Raw genomic sequence first — 18,976 nt, forward strand, 5'->3', positions numbered from 1 at the left:
AGATATGAAGACCCTTAATATTTATGACGAGCTTAAAAGCAACTCATATCCGGGCAGAGGTATCGTTATAGGCAAATCTGCTGACGGAAAGAGTGCGGTAACGGCTTATTTTATCATGGGCAGAAGTGTTAATTCAAGAAACAGAGTTTTCACGGAAACTGAGGACGGAATAAAGACAGAAGCTGCTGACCCTAGCAAGCTTTCTGACCCACACCTTATTATATACTCCCCTGTTCGTGTGCTTGGAAACAAGACTATCGTTACAAACGGCGATCAGACGGACACTATTTACGAGCTTATGGACAAGCAGCAGACTTTTGAGCAGTCACTGAGGACGAGAGAGTATGAGGACGACGCTCCAAACTACACTCCTCGTATTTCAGGTATCATGCACGTTGAGAACGGCGCATATAATTATGCTATGAGCATACTCAAGTCCGCTGACGGCAACCCTGACTGCTGCGAGAGATTTACTTACACATACACCAACCCTCTTGACGGTGTGGGTCATTTTATCCACACTTACATGGGTGACGGCAATCCTCTGCCAAGCTTTGAGGGCGAGCCTAAGAAGGTGGAGATACCAAACGATATTGAGGAGTTTACTGCAAAGCTGTGGAACGCACTCAACGAGGACAACAAGGTTTCGCTGTTTGTAAGATACATTGACATTGCAAGCGGAAAGGCTGTTTCTAAGATAGTAAACAAATACAGCAAGTAAGCAAAGGATCATAGACAGGGAGTTTGAAAAATGGAGTTAGTTGCTCTAAGATGTCCCAAATGCAACGGTGAGCTTGAGGTCCACGAGGGACAAAAGCGGACGTTTTGCAAATACTGCGGCTCACAGATACTTCTTGATGACGGCAACAGGATAATCAACGTTATCGACGAGGCAAAACTCAAAGAAATAAAGCTCAACAAAGAGGTCTCAGACTTTGACAGAAAGCTCCAAAACGAAGAGGACAGGGGCAGATACAAGTCTGCATCACAAAGACAGGGCTGGATAATTCTTTCCATTGTTTTGCACGTTGTTTTTACACTGCTGTTCAGCGGTGCTGTTATGTATCAGTCGGTATTCGCCATAATTGCGGCAATATGCGTTTGGATAGGCTTTCCGATACTTTTGGCGGTGGTCAAGCCGAGAAACGCAGGAGGGCTGAGCAGAATAAAGACTGCGGTACTGTTTTACATAACGTTCACGGTGATTTTCTTCGCTGTGGGTAAAATTAACTTGAAGTATTTGAAATAGTCGGGGGGGAAGTAATTTGGAGCTTATCGCACTTAAATGCAAACACTGCGGCGGCGAGATAACCATTGAGGAGGATAAAAAGATCGTCTACTGCCCTTACTGCGGCACTCAGAACTACATTGATGACGGCACGAGAACTGTCAAGATAGTTGACGAGGCAAAGCTTGAAGAGGTAAGGCTGCGGCAGGAGGAGTTTCTTAAAAGAAAAGCCTCGGAGGAGGCACTCAACAGCGTAAGGGACAGAAAGCTAAAGCAGCGGAGAATATGGCGTATATTTATGTCGGTCGCCCACGCTGAACTTGTGATACCTGTTTTTATGCTTATGAAAAATCAAGACGAAACGCCAAGCATAAACCTTATTCTCTTTACACTGGGATATATGCTCATTGTACCGATAATACTGGGCGTTACAAGACCTACTATTCCGTCAAAAAAGTGGGACGTAAAAGAGAAAGGCAAAGGCAGGCTGATACTGCTTTTCTATATGTCATTTATTGCGGTGCTTATTGTGGCGGTCATGGCAGGAGTGGCGTTATTTGCAATGGACTGACGCAAAGGGACTATTCATAAAATATAACGGAGGTAAAAATTATGGCAAATGAAATGCTTTTAAAATACGGCTGCAACCCTAATCAAAAGCCGTCAAGAGTATTTATGGAGGACGGAAAGGATCTTCCTATCGAGGTGCTCAACGGCAAGCCGGGTTACATCAATCTGCTTGACGCATTCAACGGCTGGCAGCTGGTAAGAGAGCTTAAAAAGGCAACTGGTATGTGTGCTGCGACTTCTTTCAAGCACGTTTCACCTGCCGGTGCTGCTATCGGCAAACCTTTGAGCGACATTGAAAAGAAGATATATTTTGTTGACGATCTGGGTGAGCTAACTCCCCTTGCAAGTGCTTACGCAAGGGCAAGAGGTGCTGACAGAATGTCATCATACGGCGATTTTATCGCACTTTCTGACGAGTGCGACGCATGCACGGCTAAGATGATTCAGAGAGAAGTTTCTGACGGTATCATTGCACCGGGCTACACTGACGAGGCTCTTGAGATACTCAAGTCAAAGAGAAAGGGTACATACAACATCATCAAGATAGATGAGAACTATGTTCCTGCACCTATTGAGAGAAAGCAGGTTTTCGGCGTAACTTTTGAACAGGGTCGAAACGAGCTGAAAATAGACAACGATATGCTCACAAATATCGTGACAGACAACAAGGAGATTCCTGAGGACAAGAAAACTGATCTTGTTATCTCACTTATCACACTTAAATACACACAGTCTAACAGCGTTTGCTATGTAAAGGACGGTCAGGCTATCGGTATCGGTGCAGGTCAGCAGTCAAGAATACACTGCACAAGACTTGCAGGAAACAAGGCTGACATATGGTGGCTCAGACAGCACCCAAAGGTTCTGGGACTTCAGTTCGTTGACAACATAAGACGTCCTGACAGAGATAACGCTATCGATGTTTACATTTCTGACGAGCATGATGATGTACTGGCTGAGGGCGTATGGCAGAACACATTCAAGGTAAAGCCAGAGGTGCTCACTGAGGCTGAAAAGAAGGAATGGCTTGCAAAGAACACAGGCGTTTGCCTTGGTTCTGACGCTTTCTTCCCATTCGGTGACAACATCGAGAGAGCTAAAAAGAGCGGCGTGGCTTACATTGCCGAGCCGGGCGGATCTATCAGGGACGATCATGTTATCATGACTTGCAACAAGTACAACATGGCAATGGCATTCACCGGAATAAGATTGTTCCATCACTAATTTTTGTGCATTAATGCAAAACAATAAAGGTCAAGAAGAAAAGGAGAAATTTATTATGAAAAAGTTACTTGCATCACTCATGGCACTGTCAATGGTATTTGCAGTTACAGGCTGCTCAGAGTCAAGCGATTCAAGCAGTGAGTCAAAGGTTGAGGCTGCAAAAACCACAACAACTACGACTGCACCTGCTGTCGAGTCTAAGGCTGACACAACAACTACAACTGCTGCACCTGAGGAGTCAGTTGCTGACACAACAACTTCTGCTAACGACACAACAAGCACCGGTGACGAGGCTAAGGGAACTTATAAGGATAATGTTTACACAAGCGATCTGTATACTTTCAAGATCGACTCAAAGAAGTGGGCAATGCAGGAGTCCGCTGGTGTTGACGTAATGTTCACATACGCTGACGCAGGCGATGATGCTGAGCTTGAGTCTGCTTCTATCAACGTTATCTCAATGTCAAACGATCTGCTCAATGGTCTTACAGCAAGTGATTATGCTGACCAGATCAAGCAAACATATAATTCCATGGACGGCTACACTGTTACAAACGACAAGGAAGATAAGTTTGCAGGCAAGGACGCTTACATTGTTGACGTAACAGGCGAGATCGGCTCACAGAAGGTACTGCTCAATCAGATAATCACTTCTGACAACGGCAACCTTGTTGTTATCACATATGGTGCAAGCGAGAACGCTTACAGCAAGCTTTCTGACGAGTTCAAGACAGTTCTTGACAGCTTTGAGCTTAAGTAATAATATACGAAGTAAATAAATGACGATACCGCACAGCATAGGTGTGCGGTATTGTTATAATTGGAAAAACACACTGAGGAGGTCTGAAAATGGACATATTAGTTGTTGGCGGAGGCGGACGTGAACACGCTATCGTTATGAAGCTTGCGGAGTCCCCTAAGGTAGGAAAGCTTTACTGCACACCTGGAAACGGTGGCATTTCACGCTATGCAGAATGTTTTGATGTTGCGGCAACGGATATCGAGGGCGTTGTGGCTCTGGCAAAGAAGCTTAAAGTAGACATGGTGGCTGTTGCACCTGACGATCCGCTTGTACTTGGAATGGTAGACGCTTTGCAGGCTGAGGGCTTCAAGACCTTTGGTCCTAAGAAAAATGCGGCTATAATCGAGGGTTCAAAGGTCTTTTCTAAGGATCTTATGAAGAAATACAATATTCCTACAGCCAAATACGAGGTGTTCACAAACAGTGAGGACGCTATAAAATATGTCAAGGAACAGAACACATACCCTGCTGTTATAAAGGCTGACGGACTTGCACTTGGCAAGGGCGTTATTCTGGCGGAGAGTGAGAAAGAGGCTGTGGAGGCTATACACTCAATGATAGATGACAAGCAGTTCGGTGAGAGCAGTTCCACTATCGTTGTGGAGGAATATCTCACAGGTCCTGAGGTTTCTGTGCTTTCATTCACTGACGGCAAGACTGTTGTTCCTATGATCTCTTCAATGGATCACAAGAGAGCGTTGGACGGCGACAAGGGTCTGAACACAGGCGGAATGGGTACTGTTGCACCTAACCCTTACTACACTGAGGACATTGCCAAGGAGTGCATGGAGAAGATCTTCCTGCCGACTATCAATGCAATGAATGCTGAGGGCAGGACTTTTGAGGGCTGTTTGTATTTCGGACTTATGCTCACCCCTAATGGTCCAAAGGTAATTGAATACAACTGCCGTTTCGGCGACCCTGAAACGCAGGTCGTTCTTCCTATGCTGGAGGGCGATCTGTGCGAGATATTTGAGGCTATTTATGAACACAGGCTGGCTGATGTCAAGATCGGCTGGAAGTCGGGTTACTGCACTTGTGTTGTTATGGCGAGCGGAGGATATCCTGTTAAGTACAAAAAGGGTATCGAGATGTTCGGTATGGACGACAAGGGTCAGGTAGACGGAGCATTCATTTATCACGCAGGCACTAAGTACGAGGACGGCAAATTCTACACAAACGGCGGACGTGTTCTGGGTGTTACTTGCAATGCTTACACGCTTCAGGGCGCACTGGACAAGTCCTATGAGGCTGTTTCCAAGATAAAGTTCGAGGGAGAGCATTTCAGAAAAGACATTGGTCAGAAAGCACTCAAGGCACTGCCAAAAGATTCTCTTGATCTTGAATACAAGCAGGACATGGAGGACTACATCGAAGAAAACGGCGTTTATCTAAGACAGTAGGATATATAAAACGGGCGGAGAGATCCCGTCCGTTTTTTTGTACAGATAATACGTTTATAAATACAAAGACCCCCTCGGACATTTCTGTCCAAGGGGGTCTTTGCTATGTGTGGGAAGTAAAAATTACTCGTCTGCTTTTTCAATAGCCGCAGTTTCGTAAATATACTTAACTGAGCTTTCAACACCATCGGCTGCGCCTGAGAATGTTGTTGAATCCTCGGCTGCTTTCTTGAGAGCGTTAAGTCTGTCGATAAGTCCCTTGAGGTCGTTGTTGTAGATGTCAAGGAGCTTGCCGATGCCCTCGTCCTTATACTTAGCCATGCCGTCTTTAAGGGTCTTTGCACCGCTTTCAAGCTTCTTAACACCTGATGAAAGCTGTGAGCTGCCGTCTTTGAGCTGACCGATACCGCTGAACAGCTCTGCACTGCCGCTTGAAAGTGTTGTTGTACCCTGTGCAAGCTCTACAAGTGATGAATAGAGTGTTGCAGTACCGTCTTTTAGCTGCTTGCTGCCGTTGTCAAGCTGACCAAGACCGCTGTCAAGAGTTTTTGCACCGTTTGAAAGCTTTGATACGCCTGAGTTCAGGCTGTCAACGCCCTTATCAAGCTTGCTTGCGCCTGCCTGTGCTGAGCTTACTCCTGCGGAGAGGTTCTTTGTGCCTGCGGAGAGTGTAGCTGCACCGCTGTTAAGCTCCTTGCTGGACTTAGCAAGTGTGCCGATACCGGTTTTAAGTGCAGAAGCACCCTCGTTTACTGTTTTAAGTCCTGTATTCAAATTATCAACGCCTGCGACAAGACCTTTCTTCTTATCGTTAAGACCATTGTATATCTGAGTTACGCCGTCAACAAGCTGTTTGCCCTCGGTTGCCATTGTGCCGACACCTATTGAAACATCGCCAAGGCCGCTCTGTGCGCCCTGCTGATACTGGATAGAGCCATTTACGGCTGCTATCATATTGCTTATGCTCGTATACTCTGCTGAGCCTTCTTCGTAATTGCCGAGAAGCTGCTCAAGTCCTGCGAGTACCTGCTGGTCGTATGCGATAGACTGTGTAAGTGCGTTATCTACCTTTGTTATGCCATTTGAAAGAAGTTCAACGCTTGCAGGGAGTGACTGCACCTTTTCATAGAGTGTGGAAACGCCTGCATTAAGTGTTGCAACGCCTTTTTTCAGTGCAGTTGAACCGTCATAGGTCTGCTTTGTGCCTGCGGCAAGGTTTTTAGAGCCTGTCTGGAGGTCGCCTACGCCTGTAACAAGCTTATTTGTGCCTGCGGCAAGGCTTGCAGCACCGTTATTTACCTGCTGTGCGCCTGAGGATACTTGTGAAAGTCCGCTTGAAAGTGATGATGAGCCGTTCTTCAAAGTTGACATACCGCTGTTTACCTGATCGAAACCACCGAGGAGGGCTGTTGAACCGCTGTGAGCTGTGGAGATACCTCTCATAAGCTCGCCTGTGGAAGAATCAAGGGTCTTTGCTCCGTCACGAAGCTTTGTTGCACCGCTGTTAAGTGTCTTTGCACCATCGTCAAGTGACTTAGAGCCTGAATAAAGCTTGTCGATACCTGTGATAAGTGTTCCTGAGGAATCGGACAGCTTCTTGATGCCTGCGTAAAGCTCTGCTGTGCCGTCTACAAGCTCATCTGTAGCATCAGAAAGCTCATCAAGCTTATCCTGAAGATCGTCAGCATCACCGATATCGCTAAGGTCAAGCTTTGAGAAGATGTCAGATGTTGCGACTGTGAGAGAGGTCGTTGACTCGAAGTCCTTTACGTCTGCTGTGAACTCAACGTACTCCGGTATCTCGATATCTTCGTTATCCTGAAGATCAAGGCTCTTTGTAAGGCCAGGCATTGCAACGCCTATAAGTATCTGTCTGCTTCCGTCTGAAATGAGCTTGCCATTTGTTACTTCAACGTTTGAATAAACGTTAGTATCAAGGATAGCTGTTGTTGCCATAAGGTATGGAACATAGATATCTGTTTTCTTGCCGTTTATCTTGACAGTTTTCTTATCGTTGTTCGTATAGTCATATCTTACTGTAAGCTTACCGCTCTTGCCTGCGAGGTCCTCAGGCTTTATCTCCTTGCCGTCAAGGGTATATGTTACCTTTACATCAACCGGGAGTGCCTTATCGGTATAGCCCTTATAGTAAATATCTCCGCCCTCGGTATCCCATGTGAGCTTATCACCATTGGCTGTAAAGCCCTCGTCTGTTTTAACATTCTCGATATCTGTCAGGTTGGAAACGTCCTCCAGCTTCTTTACGCCCTGTGGGTTTTTCAGCCAGTTGGAAACGACTGTTTTTGTCTTGTTGCCGGAAGCGTCAGTGATAACATAAACTGTTTCTTCCTTAGCCTGCTTTTCTGTATCGCTGTCAGACTTATCAGCTTTCTTTGTATCTTTTGTATCTTTTTTATCTGATTCGCTCTTTGTTGTTGAGGCAGTGCTGTCGGCAGCGGAAGAGCTGTCTGACTGAGCTGCTGCATAAAGGCCTGTGCAGCCTGCGGAAAGAAGTACAGCAAGTATGCCTGCAAGAACTCTTGAATACTTTTTCATAACTATATCTCCTTTACGTATTAGTGAATTTCAGGAAGCTTATAAAGCTTATTTTCTTTTTTCTTCATGCCCATTGTTGTATTGATTATTACCTTATCGAACAGCATAAGCATTGAAGGAAGTATGCAGATAACAGTTATCATACTGATTATTGCACCTCTTGACATAAGCGTACAAAGCTGTGAGATCATATCTACGCTTGAATATACGCCAACGCCGAATGTTGAAGCGAAGAAGCCAAGTGCGCTGACCATGATAGACTTCATTGAAGTGGTGAGTGCGATAGTGACAGCTTCATGCTTATCTTTGCCTGCGTTACGCTCGGTCTTATATCTTGTTGTCATAAGGATAGCATAGTCAACTGTTGCACCAAGCTGGATAGTACCGATTACTACCGACGCTATGAACGGTATGGTGGTATTCGTAAAGCACGGAACACCCATGTTTACTGTGATAGCAAATTCGATAACGGCTACCAGAATGATAGGCAGTGAAACTGAACGGAGCGCAATAAGAATGATGATAAAGATAGCGGCGATAGAAACTACGTTTACTACCTTGAAGTCATGATCTGTTATGTCGATAAGGTCTTTTGTAGCAGCCGCCTCACCGATAAGCATTCCGTCCTTATCGTAGGATTTAAGTATCTTGCTAAGCTCATCTATCTGGGCATTCTCTTCATCAGAAGCTACCTTATATTCAGAGCCGACCAGCATGAGCTGCCATTTGTCGCTCTTGAGTATTTTTGTTACTGAATCAGGAACCATCTCACGAGGAATAGACGGACCGATAAGAGTATCAAGTGACATTGAGAAGCTTACTCCGTCAACCTTGCCCATTTCGTCGAGCATAGAGTTTACTTCCTTTGGCTTCATATCAGCGTCAACCAGGAGCATATGGGTCGTTGCCATGTTGTATTCCTCATCTAGCTTTGTGTTTGCGATAACACTGTTGAGATCCTTTGGAAGAGTATCTGTCAGGTTATAGTAGACATTGGTGTTTATCTGACCATATACGGCAGGGATAAGTACAACTATAAAGAGTACAATAAATGCTGCATGGTGCTTGATAATGAACTTTGAAGGCTTTTCAAGGCTTGGAACAAGGTCTTTGTGCATTGTTTTTTCAAGTGCCTTATCGAAGACAAGTATCATTGACGGGAGAACTGTTATGCAGCAGATAACGCCAATAACAACGCCCTTTGCCATTACGATACCCATGTCCATGCCAAGCTCGTAGCTCATGAAGCAAAGTGCAAGGAAGCCTGCAACTGTTGTTATGGAGCTTGAAACGACTGAGGTGATAGTTTTGCCGATGGCGACTGCCATAGCCTCTTTGTTGTCACCAGGGTGCTTTTCTTTCTCCTCTTTGTAGCTGTGCCACAGGAAGATCGAGTAGTCTATCGTTACCGCAAGCTGAAGCACGGCTGCCAGAGCTTCGGTGATGAACGATATTTCGCCTTGTATGAAGTTCGTTCCCATGTTGTAGATTATCGCCATGCCCACGCTGAGCATAAAGAACAGTGGGATAAGGAACGAATCCATTGTAAGTGCAAGTATGATACTTGTAAGTATTACTGCGATAACAACATACATCGGAGCTTCCTGCATTGTCAGATCCTTGATATCCTCAACGACTGACGACATACCGCTTACGAAACACTGTTCACCGGCGATGCTTCTTATCTCCTTGACAGCTTCAAGTGAGCCGTCAGCGGAGGTCGCCTCGTCAAAAAAGACAGCCATCATTGTGGAGTTATCTGTATTGAAGAAATCGTAAATATCATCAGGAAGAACTTCCTTTGGAAGTGAAACGTCTGCCAAGGTGTCATACCAGAGAACATCGCAAACGTGGTCTACCTTTTCGATCTTCTCCTTGACCTTTTCAACGTCCTTATCGTCCATGCCGTCAAGCATTACCAGCGAAAAGCCACCCTTGCCGAACTCGTCAAGCATTATATCCTGACCTTTCATGGTTTCAATGTCTGACGGGAGGTATGAAAGAATATCATAGTTTATTCTTGTGCTGAGAAAACCGAATATTGACGGTATCAGCAGCAGAACGCTGACTATGAGTATCGGTACTCGGAGCTTTACAACTCCTCTGCCAAATTTCTGCATCAAATGTCATTCCCTTCACATAGTTTTGACCTTTCGGTCTTTTAACAATTCATAGTATACATCAAAAATGACCAACAGTCAATAGTAAAATGACCATTAGTCATTCTTTTTGTAGAGTTGCACAAAATGACCAACGGTCACAAGTGACTATTGGTCATTTTGCTCCGTTGACTTTAACAAGAATTTGTATTATAATAAATATAGGGTCAGCCATAGTAAACCTGTGTATATGTGGCATACAAATTGTATATTATAATAAGGAAGGACGTGTTAAAATGGGCAAGCTTGATACCAATAAAAAGGTTAAGGAGGACTCTCTGCTTAACACGGCTTTTAGTCTTTTTACCACCAAGGGAGTGAGCAAGACCTCTATTTCAGACATCGTGAACAACGCCGGTGTGGCGAAAGGAACGTTTTATCTTTATTTCAAGGACAAATATGACATAAGAAACAAGCTTGTTTCTCACAAGTCGTCACAGCTTTTCAGAAACGCTATAGAGGCATTAAATGCGAGCGGCAAGAAGCTTAACTTTAATGAACGAATTATTTTTATTGTTGACAACATCATCAATCAGCTAAACGAGAACAAGTCGCTTTTGACTTTTATTGCAAAGAATCTTAGCTGGGGCGTTTTCAAGCATGCTCTTACATCGCCTATAAAGGACGATGACATCGACTTCCGCAACATTTATGATGCTATGCTTGCTGACGCTCCATATAATATTGTTCAGCCTGAGGTCATGATATTCATGATAGTTGAGCTTGTAAGCTCAACCTGCTACTCGTCCATACTTTACAACGAACCTGTGGACATTGGCGAGCTTAAGCCTTATCTTTACAAATGCATCAACAACATTATCGACACTCATGCAGGCACTGCGAAAGCATAAGAAAAGACACGTTTACGAGATCGTAAGCGTGTCTTTTTTGTGTACAAAAAAACGGACGGAAAATATCCGTCCGTTTGGTGCTTTTATTACTTTGCTTTAACAGCATCTCTTGCCTTTGCAACGATATTGTCTGCGCAAAGACCATACTCTTTAAGAAGATCAACTGCCGGGCCTGAATGACCGAACTCATCGTTCACGCCAATCTTAACAAGCTTTGCAGGGTGTCTTGCTGCAAGAACGTCTGCAACGGCTGAGCCAAGTCCGCCGATAACGCTATGCTCCTCAACTGTAAGAAGAAGTCCTGTGTTCTTTGCGGCTTCAACGATGATATCCTCGTCGATTGGCTTGATAGTGTGGATATTGATAACTGTTGCTTCGATACCCTCGGCTGCCAGTGTTTTTGCAGCCTCGATAGCCTCATAAACCATAAGACCTGTTGCAACGATAGCTATATCCTTGCCGTCACGGAGCTTAACGCCCTTGCCAAGTTCGAACTTATATGTTTCAGGGTCGTTGAAAACAGGTGTGGCAAGTCTGCCAAAACGCAGATAAACCGGACCTTCATGGAGGATAGCGGCTTCAACGGCAGCCTTTGCTTCAACGTCGTCGGCAGGGTTTATTACCACCATGCCAGGGATAGTTCTCATAAGAGCGATATCCTCGTTGCACTGATGTGTTGCACCGTCTTCGCCAACAGATATACCTGCGTGTGTTGCGCCTATCTTAACGTTGAGGTGAGGATAACCGATAGAGTTTCTTACCTGCTCGAATGCTCTGCCTGCGGCGAACATTGCGAATGTAGAAGCAAATGGTATCTTGCCTGTTGCAGCCATACCTGCTGCAACGCCCATCATATTTGACTCGGCGATACCGCAGTCAAAAAATCTGTCAGGGAATTTCTTCTTGAATATACCTGTTTTTGTTGCAGCAGCAAGGTCTGCGTCAAAAACATAGAGGTTCTCGTACTTATCGCCAAGCTCTGCAAGAGCCTCGCCGTAGCTTTCTCTTGTAGCTTTCTTCTTCAATTCTGCCATTGCTTAACCCTCCAGACTTTTAAGCTGTTCGTTTATTTCTGCCACAGCCTGCTCATACTGCTCCTTGTTAGGTGCTGAGCCATGCCATGAAACGTTGTTTTCCATAAATGAAACGCCCTTGCCCTTGATACTCTTCATTACGATAACGCAAGGCTGACCGCATACTGTTTCTGCCTCGTTGAATGCCTTTTCGAGAGAGTCAAAATCGTGAGCGTCGGCTGTGATAACGTGCCAGCCAAATGCTGCAAACTTGTCAACGATAGGATATGGCGACATTACGTCCTCTATCTTTCCGTCGATCTGAAGTCCGTTATTATCCACAACAGCAACGAGGTTATCAAGCTTATAATGAGCGGCGAACATTGCAGCCTCCCATACCTGACCCTCTTCGATCTCACCGTCCCCAAGGATAGTATACACCTTATAGGTATCGCTTGTGAGCTTTCCTGAAAGCGCCATACCGCAGGCTACAGAAATGCCCTGTCCAAGAGATCCAGAGGACATATCTACGCCAGGGATAGAGATACAAGGGTGACCCTGAAGCATTGCACCGATATGTCTGAGGGACTTCAGCTCCTCCTTTGGAAAAAAGCCTTTTTCTGCAAGAGTTGCATAGAGTGCAGGTGCTGTGTGACCCTTTGAAAGCACGAGTCTATCTCTCTCAGGCTCTTCCGGCTTATCAGGATATACGTTCATCTTGGCAAAATAGAGATATGTGAGCAGATCTGCTATAGAGAGCGATCCGCCCGGATGACCCGATTTTGCGTTGAATACTCCCTCGAGTATTCCAAGACGAACCTTGCAGGCTGTGATCTCAAGCTGTTTCTTTAATGTTTCGTCCATACTTTTGACCTCCAAAAATATTATTTCTTCAGTTTTCCAAAAATTTCATCTATGACTGCGGCAATAAAATCCTCCTCGCAGGACTGCTCAAAGACCTTATCCGCAACCTTTTTGACCTCCTCTGCCGCATTTGACGGGCAATATGCCACGTCAGCCGCTTGAAGAAGTTCAATATCATTATTATAGTCGCCTGCAGCCACAAAAGTAAAATCCTCCATGCCACAAGCTTTTCTCAGCTCCTCAAGAGCCGTACCTTTTGATATATTCTGTGGAAGTATCTCGTAATACTCGATACTTGAACGCACAAAATCTACACCTTTGTAGCCTTTTTTTGCCACATAGTTTATAAGCTCGTCCATACGCTCAGGCTCAACTGCAAAAAGCACCTTATACCAGTTCTTGTCAGGTATCTCGTCAACGGCACACTGAACGGGAATGAGCTTACAGATCTCGTTATGGCGCTTTTCCATAGGGGTCATGCTCGGCACATAGACCTCGTTGACAGTAAGCACTTCACAGCCAACATAAGGATTATCGGCAAGTATCTCCTTGACGATATCCGCCGCAAAGCTTGGCAGAAAGACGTTATATATCTGCTCTTTCGTATGGATATCGTAGACCATTCCGCCGTTTGACATTATGATAGGACAATTCACATTCACCATGTCAAAATACTGTTTAGCCGCCTGAATGGCTCTGCCTGTAGCTATAGAGAATCTGCCCCCAGCCTCTTCAAAACGCTTGACAGCGGCGAGAGTTTTCGGGGTAGGTATCTTGCTTGCGGGGAGAAAAGTTCCGTCCATATCCGTTATAAGCAGGACTTTTGATATATCTTCAAACATAAAATCACTTCCGTGGGTCAATTCCCTGCTCTGAGTTTTTTCAGCACCGCCTGAAAATAATCGGGCAATTCGCTGTCAAACTCCATATATTCCTTGGTCGCAGGGTGTATAAAACCAATTTTCTTTGCGTGGAGGCACTGCCCCTCGATTCCCTTTACAGCTTTGCCGTAAACATCGTCGCCGTAGACAGGGTGACCGATATAGGCGGAATGTACTCTTATTTGGTGGGTTCGACCTGTTTCAAGGCGGAATTTCACCAGCGAATACTGACCTAATTCCTCCAGCACCTCATAATGGGTAACTGCGTGCTTGGAGTTTTGCTCTGTCACGCACATTTTCTTTCTGTCATATTTGCTTCTGCCGATAGGTGCGTCAACTGTGCCGGTAGTAGTCTTTAGGCGACCGCCTGTGAGTACAGCTTCATACTCTCTTGTAAAGCTATGCTCTTTTATCTGAGCCGCAAGAAAGTTATGTGCGCTGTCGGTCTTGGCAACGATCAGCAGACCGCTTGTATTTTTGTCTATCCTATGGATTATCCCTGGACGAATGACGCCGTTTATCGAAGAAAGCCTGCCCTGACAATGATAAAGCAATGCGTTCACCAAAGTGCCATCGGGATTGCCTGCGGCAGGATGCACCACCATGCCTTTAGGTTTATTCACCACAAGCAGCTCGCTGTCCTCATAGACTATTTCCACGGGGATATCCTGTGGCTTGACGTCAAGCTCCACAGGGTCGGGAATAATTATTTCAACGCTGTCACCATTATGCAACTTATAATTTTTCGATACTTTTTTGCCTTCAACTGTGACGCCACCATCCTCGATAAACTTCTGCACAGCGGAACGTGTAAGACCTGTATCCTGCGCTGACAAAAATCTGTCGATACGCTCGCCTGTATGCTCGGCAGTGGCAATAAAATCAAGCTTTGTCATTTTCGTCTTTGACCTTTATATCGTCACGAATGGGCTTTTTCTTTTCGTCCAAAAAGCAGAAGCAGATGACGAACAAGATTCCGCCGATGACGATACAGATATCCGCAAAGTTGAAGATAGGGAAATTGATAGGCTCGAACTTGATATAGTCCACAACTTCTTTTACCCTTATTCTGTCGATAAGGTTGCCGATACCGCCTGCAAGCACCATAGCCAGCGACACAAGCTCCAGCTTTGAGCCTTTGCGTATCTTATACATATAGATCACCGCCACGATCAGTACGACAACAGGCAGACCGATAAGAAACCAGGTCTTTCCTGACATCATGCTCCATGCTGCTCCTGAGTTTCTTATATGGGTCAGGCTGAACACCTTAAAGCTGCCGAACTTTATGACCTCGACAGGCTGACCGTTCAACGGCAGGTTATTTGTCACAGCAAGCTTTATGAGCTGGTCGGCGGCAACGAGGACTGCCATGATAACAAGCGAAATTACAAACATCTATTCCCTACTCCATTTATGAACAGTAAGGCTCTGCGGAAAACAGAGCCTTTGAATTAATTATTTTTACCAAATTTAAGCTCGGCAGGAGCTGTCTTTGGTATAACAGGGTCGAAAGAACCAGTATTAAGTATCTTCTCAACGTGCTCGCTGTCAGTAACAGGTGCAGATTCAGCCTCAACAGTTTCCTCCGGCTCAGCTGTTTCCTCTGCCTGCTCCTCTACAGCTTCCTGAGTTTCCTCGACTGTTTCTTCTTTCTCATACTCCTCTGCTGTATCCTCGGCAGGCTCAAATGCAGGAATTTCCATGATAAGTCTTATCTGCTTATTATAAAGCTGAGTAAGGTCAGCCTTGAACTGAGTTACCTCAGCCTTGAGGTTCTCAAACTTTGCAAGCTCCTCGTCATAAGCGGCTCTTACTTCATTTATCTTCTTTTCTGTTATCTCGGTATTAGTTCTGATAAGCTCAGCACACTTTTCCTTATGCTCCTTAACTATTCTTTCGCACTCAGAAGCACTCTGCTCTGCAAGTCTTACCTGCTCTGTTTTGGCAGACTCGATCATATCGTGAGCCTGAGTTTTGGCCTCAGTAAGTATCTTATTTGACTCTTTCTGAGCCACGACAAGAGCCTGCTGGATAGCTTCCTCGTCCTCTCTGTACTCGTTTATCTTCTCAACGAGCTTGATTATCTTAGCTTCGGTATCCTGATTTGCCTTTACAACTTCGGCATAATCCTCGGCTACCTGTCCGAGAAATTCTTTTACGTCTTCTTTTGAATAACCGTTTTTCTCGGTATCAAAAGTTTTTCCTTTAATATTATTTGGATTTAACATACTAGGACCTCCGTGATCTTTACACAAATTTATTTAAAGTTATATGTATTCTGTCTTTTTTAGTTGTGCCGTCAACTGAAAGCAGCTTGAATTTTCCGTATCCTCTCACTGAAAATGTACAGCCCTCTTCAAGAGGTATTTTCGGTGAATTTTTCGGCATATGGTCTATTTCGATGCCCACGTTTTTTATAAGCTGTGCTGACTTTTCTCGTGATATCCTTGCGGCAAGACTTAAGATACAATCTGCACGCATGGAAGCCACAGTGCCGCTTATTTCCTGAGTTTTCTGCTCAATATGTATACTGCCGTCATAGCCTTCACTAAGCTTCACTCCTGCTCTGCCGACCTTCGTCAGGACGCTTGTCACCTCGCCTGCCACAGAAGAACGCAGGAACACCGCTGACTTTCCCTCTCCCACAAGAATGTCGCCAACGCTGTCTCTTGTTATTCTTAGTCCCATAAGCGAGCCTAGGATATCTCTGTGAGTTATTTTATCCTCTTTGCGATACAGCAGTGTAATTGCGGTGATAGGAAAATCCTCACATTCCGCCTCGCCATACTCAGGATAGACGCACAGCATACGCCTTGCGGCGTTTTCATATCCGCCCCAAAGCCTATAATTCTCATATTTCACAGACGCCATGAGTTTTTCACACAGCAGACACTGCCTTTCATCGAGAAAAGCAGAAAACTTTGTTATATACCTTTCATCAGCCGCCATTATCCAATCGGACACTCTGTCTAACAGACGGATATCGTCCTCAGACAGGTCGGGCAAAAACTGATATTTAGCACGAGCCATTTTTAGAAGCTATAGCCGTTATTTTCAAGCTCGCTCATAAGGTCAACTCCTGAGAAGCCAACGTTTCTAGGCATGATAGCGAAAGTTTTCTGAGCCATCATCTTGATGTCTGCACCATTTGCATATGCAACGCCTGAGATAAAGTCAAGTATTCTCTTTGCGTCCTCGCTCTTGACAGTTTCCAGGTTGAGAAGAACTGTCTTTCCCTCATTTATATCGCCGCCGATAGACTTGACCTCTGAAAAATCGTTTGGTCTTGCAAGAACTATCTGCAAAGTCGTGGTTTGCTCCATTCTTACCGGACGTGCGTTATTGCCATATGCACCTGTGTTCTTTGGTGCTTCGTTGTATTCTGTTTTATTCTCATACATCGGCTGCTGATACATTGCGTCCTCCTGCTCAAGTTCATCTTCGCCTACAAAGAGATTTTTTAATTTCTGCATTGCACCCATTTTTAATCCTCCAAATATTTTCTAGCTCCGAAAAGCTTTGTTCCGATCCTCACCAAATTTGAGCCATGCTTTATGGCAAGCTCATAGTCCCCAGACATTCCCATTGAGAGAATATCCATAGACACGTTCGGTATATCCTGCTCTTTCACCCTCAGGAAAATACCGTGCATTTTTTCAAAAACGTCCTCCCCTGAGCCAACAGGAGGGATAGCCATAAGACCCTTAACGGAAACGTTAGGCAGCTGCGCGGTCTGTCTTACAAGCTCCTCAGCCATTTCAGCGGAAACGCCGCTTTTAGTAGCCTCGTCGCCTATATTTATTTCCACAAGGACGTTCATAGTTTTATTATTCTTCACTGCAAGCCTGCTTATCTCATGAGCAAGCTTCAGGTTATCGACAGACTGTATCAGAGTAACGTCATTGATTATATATTTCACCTTATTGGTCTGCAAATGTCCGATAAACTGCACTTCTGCACTTTTATCGTAAGCTTCTTTCTTGGAAAGAAACTCCTGCACCCTGTTTTCGCCCAGCAGCTTAAAGCCCTGAGCCACAGCGAAATTCACCTTTTCAGGCGGCACTGTCTTTGTGACAGCCATTATCCTGACTTCTTCGTCAGGCTTACGCCATTTTGCTTTGGCGTTCTCTACATTATAACATATTTCCTTACAGTTTTCAAGAACCTCCGGAAAATAATTATCCTGAGGTGACAGCGTTGCTGTCTGATCTACTTTGCTGCACATCTTCATCTGATACCACCTCTAACAAAATTTGATCGTAAAGCAGCAGATAATCCTCGTTTGAGGTATTTTCAGAGAGCACATAATCATCGCCCTCGTAAATAACATTGATCTTCTTAAAGGTAACGTCCTTGCCGAGTATCACATAAACGCCCTTCTGATCGCCCTGAAAACGTATCGCACTTCTTGGAACCTTAAGGCCCTGATACTCGTCGAAGATAAGCTCCGCAGACTGCACTCTTGACTCAACAAGAGCTTCGTCAAGTCTGTCACAGGAAAGCACGACGACCACTTTGTTCTCATCGTCCTCACAAGGCTTAACAGACTCCACCTTAACGTCATAGATGTTTTTTGTGGTACTGAGCGTCATTCTGAGCCATGCGCCCTCTGTTATCCTTTTATCGTTTTCCATGATCCCTGCTATCCTGCATGAATAGTCTGAAAACATTTTGCCAATGGCGTTTGGTGCATCCTTACTAGGCTGGTCGATGACCTTTTGGATATCCTTGTCAGTGAGCTGGGAAGCGTTCTCCATAGTAAGCTCGCTCTCATAGCCGTCTGCATAGGAAACAAAATAGCCTGTTTCGTCAGCAGTGATCGTTTTTCCTGAACCTGAGGTCTGTTTCTCCAGCTCCTTGACTTTCGCCTGAAGCCGGCTTATCCTCTCGTCATAGCTCTTCTCGGTCTTTGTGACGATATTATAAATATTCATCACAAGGGACATATCCTCTCTTGTTTTTGCAAACTCAGAGAAATTATCCTGAGAAGAATATGAGAGAAGCTCCTTATATTCCTTATCTATCTTGCTTTTGAGCGTTTCAGGCTGAACATAATTCGTTGTACCCGGATTTTGTGCTCTTTCAAGGGCGGCTATCTCGCTTTCAAGTATCTTTATCTTGTTTTTCGCTGTAACAGCGTCCTCAGAAGAATAAACTGACGCTATGGTATTGCCAACAGATATTTTACTGCCGTCGGAATAGGTATAATCCAAAACTCCGCCGCCGTCATAGGTGACCACCTTTTCATCTCTGATTACAACGCCCTTAAAAGCAATATCCTCATTGATAGTAACAAGCACAGCTTCCTCGGTGTCATGACGCTCTGTAAGTGCACTGTATATCTGACTGCCGATAGTTGTGATTATCAGCACAGAAAGCAGACCGGTAAGTATTTTAACGGTCAGAGAATTCATTTTTTACT

19 protein-coding genes are annotated in these 18,976 nt (G+C 44.9%); 7 read left to right on the forward strand and 12 right to left on the reverse strand.

Going from position 1 to position 18,976, the window contains the following annotated elements:
* Nucleotides 1–4: 4 nt before the first annotated feature.
* The 6 genes from DW015_RS01405 (at nt 5) to purD (ending at nt 5,227) form a co-directional block, all read left to right on the forward strand.
* Nucleotides 5–721, forward strand: a complete 717-nt coding sequence (locus DW015_RS01405; protein ID WP_117903675.1) for an IMP cyclohydrolase — start codon at nt 5–7, stop codon at nt 719–721.
* A 30-nt stretch (nt 722–751) separates the two neighbouring features.
* Nucleotides 752–1,249, forward strand: a complete 498-nt coding sequence (locus DW015_RS01410; RefSeq protein ID WP_117903677.1) for a hypothetical protein — start codon at nt 752–754, stop codon at nt 1,247–1,249.
* Nucleotides 1,250–1,265: 16 nt separating this feature from the next.
* The gene (locus tag DW015_RS01415) at nt 1,266–1,799 is read left to right on the forward strand and encodes a hypothetical protein (RefSeq protein WP_117876437.1); all 534 of its coding nucleotides are present in this window, start codon (nt 1,266–1,268) and stop codon (nt 1,797–1,799) included.
* A 41-nt stretch (nt 1,800–1,840) separates the two neighbouring features.
* Nucleotides 1,841–3,022, forward strand: a complete 1,182-nt coding sequence (locus DW015_RS01420; RefSeq protein ID WP_117903679.1) for a phosphoribosylaminoimidazolecarboxamide formyltransferase — start codon at nt 1,841–1,843, stop codon at nt 3,020–3,022.
* 55 nt (nt 3,023–3,077) lie between these two features.
* Nucleotides 3,078–3,782 (forward strand): PsbP-related protein, encoded by a 705-nt coding sequence (locus DW015_RS01425; RefSeq protein ID WP_181979811.1) that lies wholly within the window; start codon nt 3,078–3,080, stop codon nt 3,780–3,782.
* Between the two features lie 89 nt (nt 3,783–3,871).
* Entirely contained in the window at nt 3,872–5,227 is a 1,356-nt protein-coding gene (gene purD, locus DW015_RS01430) for a phosphoribosylamine--glycine ligase (RefSeq protein WP_117863237.1), read from the forward strand.
* A 123-nt stretch (nt 5,228–5,350) separates the two neighbouring features.
* Here the strand turns inward: purD and DW015_RS01435 are convergent, their stop codons facing one another.
* On the reverse strand, nt 5,351–7,783 hold the full coding sequence (locus DW015_RS01435) for a hypothetical protein (protein WP_117903683.1): 2,433 nt from the start codon (nt 7,781–7,783) through the stop codon (nt 5,351–5,353).
* A gap of 20 nt (nt 7,784–7,803) precedes the next feature.
* Nucleotides 7,804–9,903, reverse strand: a complete 2,100-nt coding sequence (locus DW015_RS01440; protein ID WP_117903685.1) for an MMPL family transporter — start codon at nt 9,901–9,903, stop codon at nt 7,804–7,806.
* Nucleotides 9,904–10,178: 275 nt separating this feature from the next.
* Between DW015_RS01440 and DW015_RS01445 the strand changes: the two genes are divergently transcribed.
* The gene (locus DW015_RS01445; protein WP_117903687.1) at nt 10,179–10,793 is read left to right on the forward strand and encodes a TetR/AcrR family transcriptional regulator; all 615 of its coding nucleotides are present in this window, start codon (nt 10,179–10,181) and stop codon (nt 10,791–10,793) included.
* Nucleotides 10,794–10,879: 86 nt separating this feature from the next.
* Here the strand turns inward: DW015_RS01445 and DW015_RS01450 are convergent, their stop codons facing one another.
* Genes DW015_RS01450 through DW015_RS01495 form a run of 10 tightly spaced genes read right to left on the reverse strand, consistent with a single transcriptional unit; the run spans nt 10,880 to nt 18,968 of the window.
* On the reverse strand, nt 10,880–11,827 hold the full coding sequence (locus DW015_RS01450) for a transketolase family protein (protein ID WP_117896659.1): 948 nt from the start codon (nt 11,825–11,827) through the stop codon (nt 10,880–10,882).
* Between the two features lie 3 nt (nt 11,828–11,830).
* Nucleotides 11,831–12,670: a transketolase gene (locus tag DW015_RS01455; protein WP_022287361.1), complete on the reverse strand. Its 840-nt coding sequence runs from the start codon at nt 12,668–12,670 to the stop codon at nt 11,831–11,833.
* A 20-nt stretch (nt 12,671–12,690) separates the two neighbouring features.
* Complete coding sequence (locus tag DW015_RS01460; RefSeq protein WP_117903689.1) at nt 12,691–13,512, reverse strand: Cof-type HAD-IIB family hydrolase; 822 nt, start codon at nt 13,510–13,512, stop codon at nt 12,691–12,693.
* A 17-nt stretch (nt 13,513–13,529) separates the two neighbouring features.
* Entirely contained in the window at nt 13,530–14,447 is a 918-nt protein-coding gene (locus DW015_RS01465) for an RluA family pseudouridine synthase (RefSeq protein WP_117903691.1), read from the reverse strand.
* Nucleotides 14,434–14,949 carry a signal peptidase II gene (lspA, locus tag DW015_RS01470; RefSeq protein WP_046440859.1) on the reverse strand — a complete coding sequence of 172 codons (516 nt, stop codon included), beginning with the start codon at nt 14,947–14,949 and terminating at the stop codon, nt 14,434–14,436. The genes DW015_RS01465 and lspA overlap by 14 nt, the downstream gene beginning before the upstream one ends.
* 56 nt (nt 14,950–15,005) lie before the next feature.
* Nucleotides 15,006–15,782, reverse strand: coding sequence for a DivIVA domain-containing protein (locus DW015_RS01475; RefSeq protein WP_117903693.1), 777 nt, complete (start codon nt 15,780–15,782; stop codon nt 15,006–15,008).
* A 19-nt stretch (nt 15,783–15,801) separates the two neighbouring features.
* On the reverse strand, nt 15,802–16,584 hold the full coding sequence (locus tag DW015_RS01480; RefSeq protein ID WP_117903695.1) for a YlmH/Sll1252 family protein: 783 nt from the start codon (nt 16,582–16,584) through the stop codon (nt 15,802–15,804).
* 2 nt (nt 16,585–16,586) lie between these two features.
* Nucleotides 16,587–17,036: a cell division protein SepF gene (locus tag DW015_RS13685; protein ID WP_242989556.1), complete on the reverse strand. Its 450-nt coding sequence runs from the start codon at nt 17,034–17,036 to the stop codon at nt 16,587–16,589.
* Between the two features lie 2 nt (nt 17,037–17,038).
* Entirely contained in the window at nt 17,039–17,785 is a 747-nt protein-coding gene (locus DW015_RS01490; protein ID WP_242992020.1) for a YggS family pyridoxal phosphate-dependent enzyme, read from the reverse strand.
* On the reverse strand, nt 17,733–18,968 hold the full coding sequence (locus tag DW015_RS01495) for an HlyD family efflux transporter periplasmic adaptor subunit (RefSeq protein ID WP_117903697.1): 1,236 nt from the start codon (nt 18,966–18,968) through the stop codon (nt 17,733–17,735). The genes DW015_RS01490 and DW015_RS01495 overlap by 53 nt, the downstream gene beginning before the upstream one ends.
* Nucleotides 18,969–18,976: the final 8 nt, after the last annotated feature.

Origin of the sequence: Ruminococcus sp. AF37-20 (assembly GCF_003460465.1) — a bacterium.
Lineage (GTDB): Bacteria > Bacillota > Clostridia > Oscillospirales > Ruminococcaceae > Hominimerdicola > Hominimerdicola aceti.